Consider the following 15,547-nt stretch of genomic DNA (forward strand, 5'->3'; position numbering starts at 1 on the left):
CGCGATCGGTGCCGCAAATATACCAAAAACAAACCAAATACTGCCATTAGCCACAATCAATGCCCCCTAGGCCTTCATTTGGGAAGTTGCCTGGAAACCGCCTCTCCAAAATGGCTCAGGTAGCCTTGCAACGAAAACCTTTCCAGCACGATCACGCGGCCCTGTTCACCCATACGTTTCCGCAGATCCGAATCATCAATCAGCCTCTGAAGGGTCTTTGCTGCAAAGGCGGCATCGTCCCCGGGGATCAAAAAACCCGTCTCCCCTTCCGAAACCATTTCCCGAGCGCCTCCCAGGTCTGTCGCTACCACCGGTTTGGCGGCTGCCATCGCTTCCAGAACGGTCGTGGGCAAGGAATCCGGCAACACGCTGGGTAACACAAAAATATCTGCACCGGCCATAACCCGAGCTACATCCGTCCGAAATCCCAAGTCTGTCACCTTCGCCTCCATCTGATGATCGGCAATAAATTTCCTTAAGTTATTGGCAATGGCCTCATTGCCAGGATATACATCTCCAGCCAAGACAAAGTGTATTCCCCCATTCTCCTGCAACAGAAGCTTGGCAATTTCCAGAAAATAATGCTGCCCTTTTAAATAGCTTACTCTACCTACCATTAGCAGCACCAACGTTTCCTTCGGGATTCCTAGCTCACTTTTTAAATCATGGTCGGCAACCAAAAACCTGGAACTATCTATCCCATTGTAGATCACTTGGGTTTTTTCCTTCGGAAGCCAGGGCAGGTAATTGTCCCGGGAGGCCTGCGACACAAAAAAAACCGCATCCCCAGTATGCTTCAGCATCCAAAGGATGAACTTCTTCAACGGCTTCGGGCTAACTACCGTCTCCCGCACGTGCCAAATATGCCGCAAACCGCTCAGCTTGGATGCGATGGCCCCGGAAAAAATAACAACCGTGTTGGTCAACGCTAGGTCAAACCCCTCTTGCTTAATCAAACGTCTAATTTCCAGGATTGCCTTTCCGATAAAATACATCCGATTAAAAAGCCCAGTCAGTGAAACATACTTCCTCCTAATCACACCAAGGCGGATATAATGCACGGGAACCCCTAGCTCAGCAACTGCCTCACTCAAGGGCCCCGGCTCGGAAAGCACTAAAACCGGATCCATTTGTTGTTGTTTCAACGCTTTCAAGGAACGTAGCAAACTATTGCTCGCCCCATAAAGATCCGAACTGGAGTGGAACACCAATACTTTCTTCCTATCCATGCATCACCTCCTTGATTACCTTCCAAGCATTGGGCCAATTAAACCGCTCCAATACGTCCTTTTGGCCGGCCCGAAGCGCGGCTCTTTCGACTGCATCCATACGAAGTAGGCGGGTAATCACTTGCGTCATATCGCCTACATCCCGTGGATCAAACAACAACCCGCCGGCACCGACCACTTCGGGAAGCGAAGCCGCGGATGATGCCGCCAAGGGCAAACCATATTGATACGCTTCGAGTACAGGAATACCAAAGCCCTCGTAGCTGGATGGAAACACATATGCGCAGGCGTGCCTATAATAGGCGGGCAGCAGCTCGTCGGCCACATATCCCTCGAGATGAACCCGGCTTTGCAAGCCCCGTTCGTTTATCTTGTCAACTATCTCCGGATAGCCATCCATAAACACTTTAGAAGGGCGGCCACCCACCAAGATCAGGTGCAGACGCTTGTCCTCCAGATTGCTAAATGCCTCCACCAAAGCCGGGAGGTTCTTTCGCTTATCCAACACACCGATATGTAGGAGATAGTCCGCTTCAAAGGGCCGGGGATGGGTGGCTGTCATGCCAACACCTTCAAAACGCTTGGCTCCGATGGGAATCACCCTGATCTTTTCTGGATTCAAGCCAAGTACCTGCCTCAATCTATCCTTCGAAAACTCCGAAACGGTCAACACGGCATGCGCCCTTTGCTCGCCTAGTTTGGCTAAAAAACTGAAATAGAGCCTCCAAATGCTGTTGTAGTTTTCTGGCAACTCCCAAATATTGCATCCATGAAACACGGGAAGGGTCTTGATCTTCCCCAAAAAGAGAAAGGGCGCCACGTAATCTGGACAGATGAGGAAGTCGACATCTGCTCTCTTGGCCAAGCGTGGCAGGGTCACCACCTTCCAGAAGATAAACCGAAGGTGGGCCAAAGCCTTAGAAAGCTTCCCAATTGGGGGTTTGGCGTAGACCGGTGCAAGGGTAATCAACTCCACATCATTGTCTTTCCGAATCTCACGAAGCAGCTCCTCAGAGAAGGTCCTCGTGCCGGTTTGAGCAAAAAACAAATCGCGGGCGTCGTACCCTACCCTAATTTTTCTCATCCAAAGTTGCATTTAGGCGTTGCCGGTGAATCGCATGTACCGTGTATCCCACCATCCACCAGCTAATCAGCGACACGAAAAAGAACTTCTCGGCATTGGAGGTGAACAAGGGGAATATCATCGCAAATTTAACGGATGTCGCTACGAATGCTATTCTCGCCTCCTGCACGTTTTTCAATTCGGAAAAAGCCCGGTACGCGTAGACGATCGAAATGGCCAAAATCAGCAAGTACATCGCCATTCCTATCCAGCCCAACTGCACCCCAAAAACCAAAAATTGATTCTCTCCCCCTACGCGCAGGCTATCGTCCACCGCACCCACATTTCCGCTGGTAGCCAACCCAATGCCAAACGGACTGGCAATCATTGATTCCAGCGCCGCTGTCCACTCTAACAGGTGCCCCACCGAAGAGGTATTTTGAAAAGTGATGGTGTCGATGACGAAATACTGAAAATCCTCCGATGCCAGGTAAAAGAAATACAGCACAAACAACACTACAAACAGCCCAGCAAATACCAACACTTTGTGAAGTTTGAACACAAAAGCAATATAGAGTGCTAAAACCATCAGGGCCGCCAAGGAGGACCGGGAGGAGGAAAACATCAGGGTTCCCAATGTAACGCCAACAAGGATCAAATAAGGATATGCCCTCTCCCTCGGAGTCGTAAGGTACATGATCAGTGCGATGGAAAATAACATCAGCGATGAAATAGCCAACTCCAAGGGATCGGCAAAAAAAGAAGCAAAGCGCTTGGATAGCGTTTGCGTCTCAAAGGTCCAAGTCAGTCCATAATTCCCCCGGGGTACCACTTCATTTACCTGCTCATTGAACAAGGCATACCCCGTAAACTGTTGAAAATGTGTATCTATAGCATATTCCACCAAGTTGAATGAAAACGCCAGCAGCCCAATCCCCAACATCAGGTGCAACAATTGCTTTAGGGCATCATCACTAAACCGGGTGTTTCGACCAAAAAAATAAAAGACACCCATCAGAACCATGTTCTTGAAATAGAGCACTTTATTGATTAACTCGGCCTCCCCGATTGGCAACACCAAAAACATAAACGCGAAGGCATAAAATGCCACAAATAGCCAGTCCAAAGTAATCAACCGGAAGGGATAACGGGCCAGATCCCTTTGGAAAATGAAAAAACTTAGTACCGCAAACCCAATGACCAACTCTTTGATAGACTGAAAGGCGGTGAGCAGAAGGGTGGACCTCGTGGCTGTGTATACGATACTCAGAATCGTAATATAAAATGGAAAAAACAGGGCCGCGAAGAAGATTACAAACTCCCACTGTCCTTTCAGAATGATTTTCCGAAAGGTAATCCCCGCCAAGAAGACGGTACCGATAACGACGATTACAAATAGCATGAAATATCGGGGGGTATCTCCGACTTGGGATGATCTCTCAGGCCATCCCATAGTCCATCAGCAGCTGCTCTAAGCTTCTTTATCCGGAGACGTAACACAAAATACCCAAGTACGGCCAGTCCTGTTACAATCTGGTAAGGCCATGCCGTCTGTTTCACCAATCCGATCGGCTCTGACTTTAGAAGGAGAAACTGATTTCTCACATTGAGATAGTGGGCGGCGGGGCTTAGGAATCCCTCCTTAAGTTTGGTTTTCGACTTGGTAGAGGCACTCACTTCATGGTGCAACACAGCCTGAGGCACGATCTCCAAGGTGTATCCGGCGTGTTTGATCCGAAAAGACCAATCCACATCTTCAAAGTAGGCAAAGTAGGCATCCCGCAAGGTACCGATCTGCCGAACGACTGTGGATCTGACCAAAAAGGCACAGCCGGTCAACCACTGCGACGGATAAGGGCTTTGTAGGTCCACCGTTCGCTTGATACTGCTGGTCTTTCCGGTAAACCGGTTAAACACTCCTCCTGCGTGCCACACACCCTTGGCACCGTTTGACTCGTAAATCAACGGCTGCACGGCACCGGTACCAGGATGCATTTCCATATGTGAAACCAAGGGATCTAGGAATCCCGGGTCAAAGTAGGTGTCGTTATTCAATAAAAAAATATAAGAAAAACCTCTTTCCAATGCCACATCGATTCCGCGGTTATTCCCGCCGGTAAAACCCAGATTCCGGTCATTTGAAAGGAAGGTAATGTGTGGGTACTCTGCTTGGATACGGTCCCCGCTTCCATCTGAGGAACCATTGTCTACCAAAATAACTTCGAAATTGGGATAATCGAGCTTAGCCGCTTGATCCAAACAGTTCTTGGTATACCCGTAGGTATTCCAATTGACCACGACTAGGGCTACCGAAGGAAAAATGGACGTTTCTGCAATACTCATGTCACGCAAATAGGTAAAAGCGACGCCAAAGATCCGGATTTTTTCTCGCAACCAACGCCGAAAAGCTGACAAAATGCAGCAGCTCTGTAGACAACAATGCGATGCAGATCCCCAAAACGCCAAACTGATAGGTAAGGATTGAAGCCGTCGTCACCATAAACGCACACATCCAAGCCGACACCCTAAAAAGTTGCTGTTGCTGATTGGTGACCAGGAAAAAAAGCACATTGACCATGTTCAGGCAGGCCAAAAATGGAATCAAGGAGAGGAGGCGCAGGTAAAATACAGCGTCCTCCAACCTACTTTTTGCTAAAAATTGAATGATGAGTGGTGCTGCAAAGAAGGTTATCGCCGAAAAGCTAAGAGAAAGGGCCAGGCCACCCAAATAGACTTTTCTCATAAATGGAATAAATTTTTCGGGTTGGCCGATAAACAGTTTGGCAGCGTTCGGATACACGGATTGTGTGAGAATAGATGGAAAAAGCCGGATCACCATCACAATCTTTTCGGCGAGGCTGTACATACCGAGTGTTTGTGAATTGGCAAAAAAACTCAAAATCACCAAGCCTCCGTTAAAGGTCAGGTAGGACGTCAGGTTACTCAAGAAATAGTGAAGGTTTGACTGGAGTGATCTCAGTATACGCCTGATCTTTGGGGATACAAACACGATTCCTAATCTCCAGCGCACATATGCCAGCACCAGGAGGTTTACTGACAGACCGCACCCACCCAAAAGTAGATTCACCCATCTGGCTTCGGCAGGTGTATGGATAAATAACACGATCCCGGCTAGATACATTAGCTTACTGATCACATTGGCCACCGAAATTAGTTTCATTTTCTCCAGGCCCTGAAAAAACCAAAGAGGGAGTGTAGCTTCAGAAAAAAGTAATAAAACTGAGAGCGCCAAAATCGTCTGATAATCTCGAAACAGATTAAAGCCAAAAATCAATAGGAGAATCGTACCGGTAGCGATCGTCGCCATCAGTACCTTTCCTCCAAGGATATGGGAGATCAGGAAGGACAGTCTTTTTGGATTCTGCTGGTTTAGGGCCACTGCGCGTGGTCCGCTAAGGTTGAACCCAAAGCTTACGAAAATATTGGCTATCACCATCACCGAAAAAGCTAAATTCACCAAGCCAAACTGGTCAACTCCTATCGATGTGATCAACAAGGGCATAGAAACCAGCGTGATCAGTATATTGGAAGCCTGAATCAGGCTCAGAAAAATAAAATTTTGCAGCGATCGGTTTCTAATGAGACCTAAAAAATGAATACTCCTAATCCGTTCAATCATATCAAAAATGGTTGGGTCGCTGGTCAACTTCCAAAATCCCGACGATACACCTCCCTTACATACAATACCAGGATGCCCGCAAAAACTGCAAAAAAAGCACCCAACACAACCCCTTTTAATGGCTTGATTTCAAACCGCTCAAGTGGATATCGGGGTCCGTCAATAATTTGAATAAGGGGAGAATTGTTGCGTTGGTTGACTTTCGCTATCTCCAGATTTTTTACAATTTCCGCATAGATGGCGGAGGAGGATTGCACATCGATTTGCTTTTTGCGCACGCCAATATTACCTGCCTGCATCAGGGGATTGGGACTGGGCATTCGGTCCGACAGGGCTGCCAGTTCCTCCAGATTCGTGTCTAAAATCCGCCTCACAGAATCTGCCTGCGCCTGAAGGATGTTCAGATTTTCGGAAGTCTTCTTTGTTTTGGTTTCAAAATAAAATCCATTGACATTTTCGACAAGGGTCTCGTTGAACACCTTGGCAAACTGCTCGTCTTTGGAGGATATATTCACCTGAATGATCGACAGCTTTCGGTCGGGCTTATTCACTGACAGGTGGTTTTCCCGGATCAAGCGTGAAACCTCACGCATCACGGAGTCTTGTGTAACTGAAAAGGTCTCCCGCGGCTTTCTAAAATCAAGGGCGTTTAAGTCCACCGCCTTTTTCCATTTTTTATCCAACTCATTAAAGGCAATAAAACGCTCAATCAGCAATCTATCCCGATCAAAAGGACTAAGCAGTGTTTTTCCGATCATATTATTTGACCGGTACAATTCTATGATATTATCGCCCTGAAACAACCCGCTAGAGCCCCCAAGCGAACCCAAATTGACCCCAACCAGCGATGCGAGGCCGGACATCTGCCCCAAGCCTCCATTGTCGGCATCTTCTAACACAAAAGAGGTCTCAGCCACATATACCGGCTTCTTCCAAATGGAAACCAATCCGCCAAGCAAAAATCCTGCTACAGCCCAAAGGACAATGATGCGCCATTTGCTCCAAAAATACCCTACCCACCACTTCGTACGCAATACCACATCCCGCAGGGTGAGCTTATCTTCCAATATGTGCTTCTCTGACATGATAATTAACGGTTTATCTGTGAGATTATCAGCACCAACGTGGCCAAACCCGTAGTCAGGCCTACAAGATCGCCCGGCCTGACTGGAATGCGGGGACCCTTGGTTGGAACGAAAATTTCAGCCCCCGGTTCAATGGACGGATACAATCTCATGCCGAGGAAACTCTTTGTTCTGGCAACTTCTCCGTTTGCATAGACCACGTAGGTACGTTTTCGGTTAGCCCGAATGTCAAATCCACCGGCTCTATTGATGTAATATTTTACCCCGGTTTCCCGCTCAAAACGAACCGTGGTCGGATAGACCACATCGCCCCGTAACCTTACAGTCTGTAGCTGCCGTGGGATGGAAATAATATCCCCTTCTTCCAAAATAAGATCAAATGCCGAACCGGGATTTTGCAGAATCTTTTCCAAGTCGATCGCTACGGCCTCCGTTTCGCGGATCCTAACTTGGCCAAAATCACCCTTATCCTCTGCGATTCCAGCCACCGTTTCCCGCTTTACGTCCGATACTGCCGCACTTTCAGCAGCGTCCCGATCGGGATCTCCTACGCCCAAATCTTTAAACAATCGCTGTAAAAGCGCCTCTTGGGCCTCGGTATCATTTGGGTCAAACTGTAGCTTGGCCTGCAGGTCCATCAAGTTCCGTTTACGCCTAAGCTGCTCTGATTCGGTATTGAAATATTCTGTACGGCGGATCAACGTAGCACCTTTGGAATACGCAAAGGAGGTGAGCCCTCCTGCCCGCTGAATCACATCCGAAATCCGCTCCTTGGCAGACTGAACCACGAAAGTGCCCGGAGAATTTACTTGGCCTTCTACATACACCATCTTTTCCAGACTGAAATTCGGCTTTCTTCTGATCACCAAATTGTCAAAGGGCTCTAATCTCTGAGATGCAACACTCGAAATCAAGTCTCTGGTAATGGTAACGGGGACCAAGGTTGAAAACAACCCTTCCGCCGGATCCACTACCCGTCGGGCAATCTCTATATCCTGCGTGCTAGCCGACTCTCTCAGTCCACCGGCTAGTACGATGAGGTCTTCCACGGTCATCTGACTAGAATAGGGATAGGTACCAGGGTTGCGTACTTCTCCGGTTATCTGCACGTATACTTCCTCTTGAAGATCATAAATACTGGAAACCCGTACCACATCTTCCCGCTGCAACGGTATGTCAGCAGCACCCCCGTTCAACAATTCACGCAGGTTTACTGTCAGAATTTCGGTGGTCAGGTCGTCTTTGGTTCTTAAAATACTGGCACGCTCCAAATACGCCTCCCCCCGTAGACCGTCTGCATGGCGAATCAATTCCTTCAGTGTCAAACCCTCCGTAAGGGCATAATTCCCCTCTCGGAAAACTGCTCCTTTTATCTGTACGCGGTTGGTGTATCTGTCAAGGACCCTGCCTACGGTATAGGTGTCTCCACCTTTTACCGAAAAAATCGAAAACTGATTATTAAAAATATCCGACACAGCCCGTTCTTTGCCGGTCGTTCGGGATACGCTTATTCTATCCTTAAATGCCTCATCGGTAAAGCCACCGGCATAGCCCAGTACATCCTGAAAGGTCTCTCCTTCTTTTACTTCAAAGATTAGCGGACGCTTTACTTCCCCCAATACATGTACTCTTCCTAAAAACGGCTGAACCAAAATAATATCCTGATCTTGTAGTCGCAGGTTGATATCTGTCTTTCCATTAATCAAAAAGTCATACACATCGATTTCCGCTAGCTGACGGTCGTTTCGTATGACCTTAATACTGCGCATGGACCCATTGACATTCGGACCGCCCGCAGCATATAGGGCATTGAACACCGTACTCAAAGAACTCAGCGTAAAAGTACCTGGAAGCCTAAGCTCTCCCACCAGATGTACCTGAATGGTACGTAAATTTCCAAGGCTGATCTGCAGGTAGGTATTGGGATTTGCGCCCGCCAATCCGGTATAAAAGCGGGAAAGCCGGCTCTTGATGAGTGCTGTTGCCTCCTCTATGGTCTTTCCCGACACCCCTATAGGCCCCACATTGTCCAGTATCAGGGATCCTTCCGGCGTAACCATCCCCTCAAAATACTTTTCAGATTGGCCATACAGGTCTATATAAATCACATCTCCAGGGCCAATGACATAGTTTTGGGGGGTAGCCAAGTTGAAATTTGGCTCAAACGAAAGGCGTCTGTTTTTGCTATAAAACAGGTCTAAGCCAAAATAAGGCTCTACCTCTTCGAGTCCATCCGTTGGTTCCTGTTGGAAATTGATAACTCCCTGCGTGATGGCATTCAAATTGGTCTGCTGTCGGGGCTGCCGTTTTGATCCCAAATTACGTGGACCTCCAGCCGAAATGGAAATATCCATATTTTCCAGCCTATTACGCAACTTATTGATTTCAGATTGAGGCACTCCGCGGGCTTGGGCCATCATGATTAACTCGGACTCTGTAAGACCAGCCTCCTCCGCCCGCCTCACCAAAACCTGCAACTGTTCATCCGAAAGATCGTCGACCTTCAACGAAGAAATGTCCTGCAAAGACTGTGATGCAGCGGGTGCTATGTAGCTACCAAAAGCTACCAAAAAAAGTATCAACCAAACAAATGTAATCTTTCTCTTTAAAAATAATTGAATACCCATAAATTCCCAAACGCTTATTTAAACCCGCAAGGCCACAGCTTCGCCTCCTCAAACACAGTCACTTTTGGGTTTGCACGGAGGAATACTTGGTGGTGTGACCTAAAACGCTGTAAAGATAATTATTACATTCTTTTATGGGTCAATTAACGGCTATTAAATATAACCTGCCTAAAAGCAAAAAAAGAGGCCTTCCGGAGAAGACCTCTTGCACACTAACTAACCTGATAAATATCGTTAGGGTAGTAGCACTTGATCGATCACGTGGATCACACCATTTGTTGCGTGTACATTAAGGAGCGATGGAATCAATCCTGACTCATTGATCTGCAATTCAGACAGATTAACAGTCAACGTATTTTCTCCGCTCAATGTAGGCAACTCAGCGCCTTCCCGTAGGTCTTGAGAGAACGCTCTAGCAGGTACTACGTGATAGGTCAACACCGCTGTAAGCAAATCTAGTTCGATGTCTTCGAAGCCATCTACATCCAATGCTTCATACAGGGCTGCGAAAGCTGCATCGGTAGGTGCAAACACAGTCAAATTATCGTCAAATCCACCGTTAACGGCATCAACTAACCCCGCTCTTGAAAGCGCACCCACCAACTGCGTAAACTGAGGTTCTTCGGCAGTGGTAAATCCTACTGCAATCTCGGCGATAGATTGTGTTGGGGGAGTAATTACATAATCAATCACGTGAATGATGCCATTATCCGCCATGATATCTGTAGCCTCAACTTGCGCAGATCCATTCAGCCAGATACCTCCGTCGGGATCAACACTTACAAAGAAGGGCACTCCCCCTAGTGAACTCACGCTTCCTGCTGCAACCGCAGAGGATGGAACTGATCCAGTAACCACGTGGTAAGAAAGAATATCTACCAAACTCTCAGACGCGAGTAGCGCCTCAGCAGTCAGGCCGTTGTCTTCCATAAATCGAGCAAATGCAGCATCGGTTGGCGCAAATACTGTAAATTCACCTTCTGCAGAAGCCAAAGCATCGGCAAGACCAGCTTCAAGAACTGCTGCTAGTAGCGTAGAGAAATTTTCGTTACCTATTACGATATCTGCGATTGTATTCGTCTCTTCTTCCTCTTCTTCAGTTGGAGGTAACAATACCGAATTGATGGCATGAATCACACCGTTGGAGGCAGTGATATCTGCCGTAGTAACGCCTACGCCATCATTGATAGTAATCGCACCACCACTTACAGTGAAGTTCAGGCTTTCTCCTTCCAACAAGGTTGGAACCGCACCAGAAGTAACTTGGTTGGACATCACCCTTCCAGAAACCACGTGATATAATAAAATATCTCTCAGTTGATCTACAGGAACCGCTGATACATCGGTAATTCCCGCATCAGTAAACGCTTGATTGGTTGGCGCAAATACGGTGAATGGTCCAGGTCCAGTCAAGGCATCTACCAATCCTGCGCGCTGTACTGCCGCTACCAACGTAGAAAATTGAGATGCACCCTGCGCTACCTGCACAATGTTTTCCTCTGCTGGAGGCATAGGACCGTTGTCGTCATCAGAACATGATGTAAAAGCCAGCATTCCGAAGGCTGCCAGCCACACGAAAAATAAATGATAGTTTCTTTTCAAATTTTCCATAATATTTATCGGTTTAGTGAAATTAATAAAGTCCCATAAAGAACGCCTAGCGGATAGATTAGTTTAATAAAAATGAATATTTGTTAAACAAAAATAAACAAACAACTCTTTTTTGTGTCTAAAATTAAATGTATAGACAATGAATCACTGATTTCTATCTCCATACCGAAATCGCTTAGAAGCTGATGCCCTGTTTCTTACTGGGTAATTTTAAATTTTTACTTGGTATGGTACTTGATGCGGGTTTTAGAACGGGTGAATCAGCTCTAATAGTTGATTAATCCTTTATTGCATATATTTGAACCATGATCGCAAATCGCCTGCTTAGTTGCCTCATGGCCCTTCTTCTCCTAGGGTGTAGTCGCTCCACCGATACCTGCACCCTACCGAAAGAAATCGAAGAAATCGCCATGGACATTCAAATTACCCGGCTGGAAAAAGTCTTCTTTGAACAGGTGACTTCCGATGGAATCTTGACAGGCCTGGAGCGTTACCCTGCTTTTGCGGAAAAATACCTCCTAGAAGGTGAGTTTGAGGATCGAAGCGCATTTGTGGAGGAGATTGTGACACTGCACAATGATCCCGGCATGCAGGAACTTTACCGCGAGGTGTTGATTCATTATCCCGGGTTGGAAGATTTGGAGAACATGTTTGAGGACGCATTTAAAAGTATCAAGTATTTCTTTCCCGAGTTCGAACCGCCCATTATCTATACCTATGTAAGCGGCTTTACAAACGATATTTACCTGACCAAAGACATGCTCGTTATCAGCTTGGACTACTTTTTGCCCAACGACCATCGATTTCAACCGGTAGAATTGCCCCAGTACATCAGTCGAAGGTATACCAAAGAGCATTTAGTGCCAACGGTGATAACTGCCATCTCGTCTTGGTTTAACAAAACAGATCTGAAAGACAACACGCTGTTGGCTGAGATGATCTTCTATGGGAAATCGTATCACTTCACCAAGCAAGTGATGCCGTGTACTCCCGATGAGTTTATCATTGGATACACATCCGAGGACATCATCGCCTGCTACAGCAATGAGGAGATGATCTATGCCCACTTCATCGAAAATGAGCTTTTCTACGAAACCAACCCTTTTGAAATCAGAAAATATACGGGAGAGGCACCCTTCACCGATGAAATTAGCTTAGATGCTCCCGGTCGAATTGGGCGCTGGATGGGATGGAACATCGTGGACGATTACCGGGAAAACAACGCAATCGGTCTGCCCGAACTAATGAAACAAGACAACGCCAGGGAAATATTTAGGCTATCCGGTTATAGGCCCCGCTAGCCATCTTACCAGGACTGTTCGCTTGTAGCAACAGGCTACACAAAACCGAGACCGCTTTTTCTTTGGAAAACTGTCGCTCCGCAAGCTCCCTTGCCTGCTGACTTGCACTTTTCCATTCGGTAGGATGCTGATACAGTGCCTCTATCTGTTGCACCGTTCTCCACAGCGGATTACCTTGTAATACACCTATTTCGTGTTGTTGTACCAAATCGGCAATCCAACCCTTAAAATTGACAACTATCGGCACACCCATCGCCAAGGCATCAAAAAATTTATTGGGACTAGAGGACTCCAACACCGGTAAGGGCAGAAAGGACAGATAGGCAAAATCACTCCTCGCCAATTGTTCCCGAACGGCTCGCTTGTTACCGAAAGGTCGAAATTCCACATTGGTTAGGCCCTTAGCCCTGACCACTTCGTAAAGGTGTGGAAGCGATGCACCCTTACCCATCAGCACAAAACGCCAATGCTTCCCTGCTTTCAGCACTTCTTCCGCCAAATCCAAGAATGCGCTTAAGCCATTTACCCGCCCTATGGCACCCACGTAGGAAATCGTAAGGGGTTTTCTGGGCAAGGAACCGTCTGAATGGTCGGTCAGGCTCCTTTCAGAGGTTTGAAAAAATGAGGTATCCACAAAATTGGGTATATAGGAAACTGCCTTCCCTGGACAAGCCCTGACTAAAGCTTCCCTGATCCCCGGCGAAAGGGCAACCAAGTGAATGGCCTCCTGGTAAATACGCCGTTCCATTCGATACAACAAGGATTTTAAAATGGGATGGTTAACTATCCCCATTTGAATGGGTGCCTCTGGCCATAAATCCCTAACCTCAAAGAAAAAAGGCACCGCCAACCGCCGTTTTGCCCAAATGCCAATCAGGCCGGTGGTCAGCGGCGTGGAGGTAATATACAATAGATCGGGTCGTGCCAACTTTTGAAGAAGCCTCTTGGACTGTCTGACAAATGTCAAAAAGGCAATTACGCGTTTTATGAAAGAATATTCATTCTTATAGGAGACCGGAAGATAATGTACCCGTATGCCGTCAACCCACTGAATATCGTAGTGTGCCTGATTATGTGCAGTAATCACGTCCACTTGTGCACCTGCATCTACTAACCCCTTTGCCAGATGATATGACCTTACGGCACCCCCTTGCCGGGGAGTTAAAAAATACTGATGTACATAAACAATATTCATAGACGATGGCAGTAAATCCAAGAGGCGAGCAAATACAGGTTCCAAACCTGTAAATAACTCCTTTTCATTTCGGAGTCAGGGTTTCGGATCAATTTACGCATTTCAGGTGGAAGATCTGCACCAAAATTGGCTTCAAACCTCGAAAGGGTATCTAAGACACTGTTTTTAAAAGCCCTATGGTGGCGGTACCATCCAAGTATGGGAAGACCAAAACCAAGCTTCCGTCTATTTGCCACCGCTGACTGCCCCTTTGAGATCAACAGATCCTTTATCCATTTCTTCCCAATCAAAGCCCGTTGCTCCGATTCAGATAGCTGACCAAACAACGCGAGGATAGGGTAATCCAAATAGGGTGATCGTCCTTCTATCCCAAATGCCATACAGGAATTGTCCAGTACTTTCAAGACATCCTCCACCAAGTAACCCTTTCTATCGTAATCCAGTGCTGCTTTCAGTCCAAAGGACTCATCTTTTAGGGATATCTTCAAGGATGCGGACAGCTCTGGTGGTAGGGGCTGTAAGGCAGCCAAATCACGATATGTGGACGCAGGATCTTGGGAAATGGCAGCGAAAAACTTCCTATATGGTGCTGGGAGCTGCGGCAATCTGTGTAAACCTTTCAGCAAGTTTGCAATGCGGGGATGGTCTAGGTAGCTCAAAAAAGCCCTGTGGCGATTGTATCCCCCCATCAGCTCATCGGCACCCGCACCGCTTACCAAGACCTTGACGTGTTCTTTTGCATCTTTGGCGATCATCCAGGTGAGGAATCCCGCGCTATCCCCGACAGGTTGATCCAAGCCCTTGCAATAGGCCTCCCAATGGGCCAAAAAAACCTCCGGGGATACCATTACCTCTTGGTGATCACCCCGAAAACCCTTTGCAACCCTATGCGCAAAGGCATGGTCTTCAAATTCCCGCTCGTACCGCTTCTCAAACACCGCGGTATAGCTTCTCAACGGTATTCCAGTCTCCTGATACCAAAGCTGATATAGAAGAGTACTGTCGGCGCCGCCGCTTAGGATAATACCTACGGGCACTTCCGCACGAAAATGGGTCATTACAGCGTCCGTAAGCAGCTCCTCAAAGCGTTCCGAACTCGGCAGTATACCGTTGCCATGGTCACTTAAAAACAGTGAAAAGGAATCCCTTTCCTCCCCATCAAATCCCAAAACCATTACCTTCCCTGCTGGAAATTGACGAACTTGTTCAAAAAAGGTTTCGGTTGGTACGGGGTAACGCAAGTAAAAATAAGGAGCAAATTGAGACCTGTTTAGCCGCTTTGGTACCAAGCCACTGGCGAGGATGCCGCGGATCTCGGAAGAAAATAGCCATCCACCGTTGGATTGTGAAAAATACAAGGGCTTTTGACCGGTAAGGTCTCGCGCGATGACTATATTTTCCTTCACTCTGTCTACAAAAATCAGCGAAAACATCCCCTGCAAATCCCGAAGTCCATACTCTCCAAACGCTGTCAGCCAGTGCAGAAGAACCTCCGAATCGCTCCCCCCTTTCATCGTTATTCCGCGTTGCAACAAGCGGTTTCGAAGGTCACCAAAATTATACAATGCTCCATTCCACACCAACACCTGCTGTTTATCTGGAGTGAAAAGGGGTTGGTTGGCGGCGTCCTCTAGACCCATGATCATTAGACGGTTTGCTGCCAGGAATGAGCCTGTAGCAATCTCTGTCCAGGACGAGGCATCCGGACCCCTGTATGAGGTTGCTTCCGTCATTGCGCCAATCGCCTGCGCTGCGATGGCTTCGGGGAAATTTAATAGCAGATTGATCCCGCACAT

11 protein-coding genes are annotated in these 15,547 nt (G+C 47.3%); 1 reads left to right on the plus strand and 10 read right to left on the minus strand.

Going from position 1 to position 15,547, the window contains the following annotated elements; all coding sequences use genetic code 11:
• Positions 1–74: 74 nt before the first annotated feature.
• The 8 genes from JJU34_RS14310 to JJU34_RS14345 all read right to left on the minus strand — a co-directional run bounded on the left by JJU34_RS14310 (position 75) and on the right by JJU34_RS14345 (position 11,255).
• Positions 75–1,229, minus strand: coding sequence for a glycosyltransferase (locus tag JJU34_RS14310; protein ID WP_228693068.1), 1,155 nt, complete (start codon positions 1,227–1,229; stop codon positions 75–77).
• Positions 1,222–2,313: a glycosyltransferase family 1 protein gene (locus tag JJU34_RS14315; protein WP_228693069.1), complete on the minus strand. Its 1,092-nt coding sequence runs from the start codon at positions 2,311–2,313 to the stop codon at positions 1,222–1,224. The genes JJU34_RS14310 and JJU34_RS14315 overlap by 8 nt, the downstream gene beginning before the upstream one ends.
• Positions 2,300–3,694, minus strand: coding sequence for an O-antigen ligase family protein (locus JJU34_RS14320; RefSeq protein WP_228693070.1), 1,395 nt, complete (start codon positions 3,692–3,694; stop codon positions 2,300–2,302). Before JJU34_RS14320 ends, JJU34_RS14315 begins: the two co-directional genes overlap by 14 nt.
• A complete protein-coding gene (locus tag JJU34_RS14325; RefSeq protein ID WP_228693071.1) occupies positions 3,682–4,635 on the minus strand; it encodes a glycosyltransferase family 2 protein in 954 nt (317 codons plus the stop codon). The genes JJU34_RS14320 and JJU34_RS14325 overlap by 13 nt, the downstream gene beginning before the upstream one ends.
• Before the next feature lies 1 nt (position 4,636).
• On the minus strand, positions 4,637–5,932 hold the full coding sequence (locus JJU34_RS14330; protein WP_228693072.1) for an oligosaccharide flippase family protein: 1,296 nt from the start codon (positions 5,930–5,932) through the stop codon (positions 4,637–4,639).
• 23 nt (positions 5,933–5,955) lie between these two features.
• The gene (locus JJU34_RS14335) at positions 5,956–7,017 is read right to left on the minus strand and encodes an exopolysaccharide biosynthesis protein (RefSeq protein ID WP_228693073.1); all 1,062 of its coding nucleotides are present in this window, start codon (positions 7,015–7,017) and stop codon (positions 5,956–5,958) included.
• Between the two features lie 5 nt (positions 7,018–7,022).
• Complete coding sequence (locus JJU34_RS14340) at positions 7,023–9,599, minus strand: SLBB domain-containing protein (protein ID WP_366512712.1); 2,577 nt, start codon at positions 9,597–9,599, stop codon at positions 7,023–7,025.
• 279 nt (positions 9,600–9,878) lie between these two features.
• The gene (locus JJU34_RS14345) at positions 9,879–11,255 is read right to left on the minus strand and encodes a fasciclin domain-containing protein (protein ID WP_228693075.1); all 1,377 of its coding nucleotides are present in this window, start codon (positions 11,253–11,255) and stop codon (positions 9,879–9,881) included.
• 305 nt (positions 11,256–11,560) lie between these two features.
• On the opposite strand from JJU34_RS14345, the gene gldB reads away from it, so the two are divergent.
• Positions 11,561–12,556: a gliding motility lipoprotein GldB gene (gldB, locus tag JJU34_RS14350; protein WP_228693076.1), complete on the plus strand. Its 996-nt coding sequence runs from the start codon at positions 11,561–11,563 to the stop codon at positions 12,554–12,556.
• Here the strand turns inward: gldB and JJU34_RS14355 are convergent.
• Entirely contained in the window at positions 12,528–13,751 is a 1,224-nt protein-coding gene (locus JJU34_RS14355; RefSeq protein WP_228693077.1) for a glycosyltransferase family 4 protein, read from the minus strand. The two genes, gldB and JJU34_RS14355, sit on opposite strands and share 29 nt — an antisense overlap.
• Positions 13,748–15,547 carry an asparagine synthase (glutamine-hydrolyzing) gene (gene asnB / locus JJU34_RS14360; RefSeq protein ID WP_228693078.1) on the minus strand — a complete coding sequence of 600 codons (1,800 nt, stop codon included), beginning with the start codon at positions 15,545–15,547 and terminating at the stop codon, positions 13,748–13,750. Before asnB ends, JJU34_RS14355 begins: the two co-directional genes overlap by 4 nt.

Source organism: Lunatimonas sp., from assembly GCF_020832325.1.
Classification (GTDB): Bacteria; Bacteroidota; Bacteroidia; order Cytophagales; family Cyclobacteriaceae; genus Lunatimonas.

Bases quoted from the DNA above. Each gene is read 5' to 3' on its own strand.
- JJU34_RS14335 (WP_228693073.1), bottom strand. From the start codon at position 7,017: ATGTCAGAGAAGCACATATTGGAAGATAAGCTCACCCTGCGGGATGTG.
- JJU34_RS14325 (WP_228693071.1), bottom strand. From the start codon at position 4,635: ATGAGTATTGCAGAAACGTCCATTTTTCCTTCGGTAGCCCTAGTCGTG.
- JJU34_RS14315 (WP_228693069.1), bottom strand. From the start codon at position 2,313: ATGAGAAAAATTAGGGTAGGGTACGACGCCCGCGATTTGTTTTTTGCT.
- JJU34_RS14320 (WP_228693070.1), bottom strand. From the start codon at position 3,694: ATGCTATTTGTAATCGTCGTTATCGGTACCGTCTTCTTGGCGGGGATT.
- JJU34_RS14345 (WP_228693075.1), bottom strand. From the start codon at position 11,255: ATGGAAAATTTGAAAAGAAACTATCATTTATTTTTCGTGTGGCTGGCA.
- gldB (WP_228693076.1), top strand. From the start codon at position 11,561: ATGATCGCAAATCGCCTGCTTAGTTGCCTCATGGCCCTTCTTCTCCTA.
- JJU34_RS14355 (WP_228693077.1), bottom strand. From the start codon at position 13,751: ATGAATATTGTTTATGTACATCAGTATTTTTTAACTCCCCGGCAAGGG.
- JJU34_RS14330 (WP_228693072.1), bottom strand. From the start codon at position 5,932: ATGATTGAACGGATTAGGAGTATTCATTTTTTAGGTCTCATTAGAAAC.
- JJU34_RS14310 (WP_228693068.1), bottom strand. From the start codon at position 1,229: ATGGATAGGAAGAAAGTATTGGTGTTCCACTCCAGTTCGGATCTTTAT.
- asnB (WP_228693078.1), bottom strand. From the start codon at position 15,547: ATGTGCGGGATCAATCTGCTATTAAATTTCCCCGAAGCCATCGCAGCG.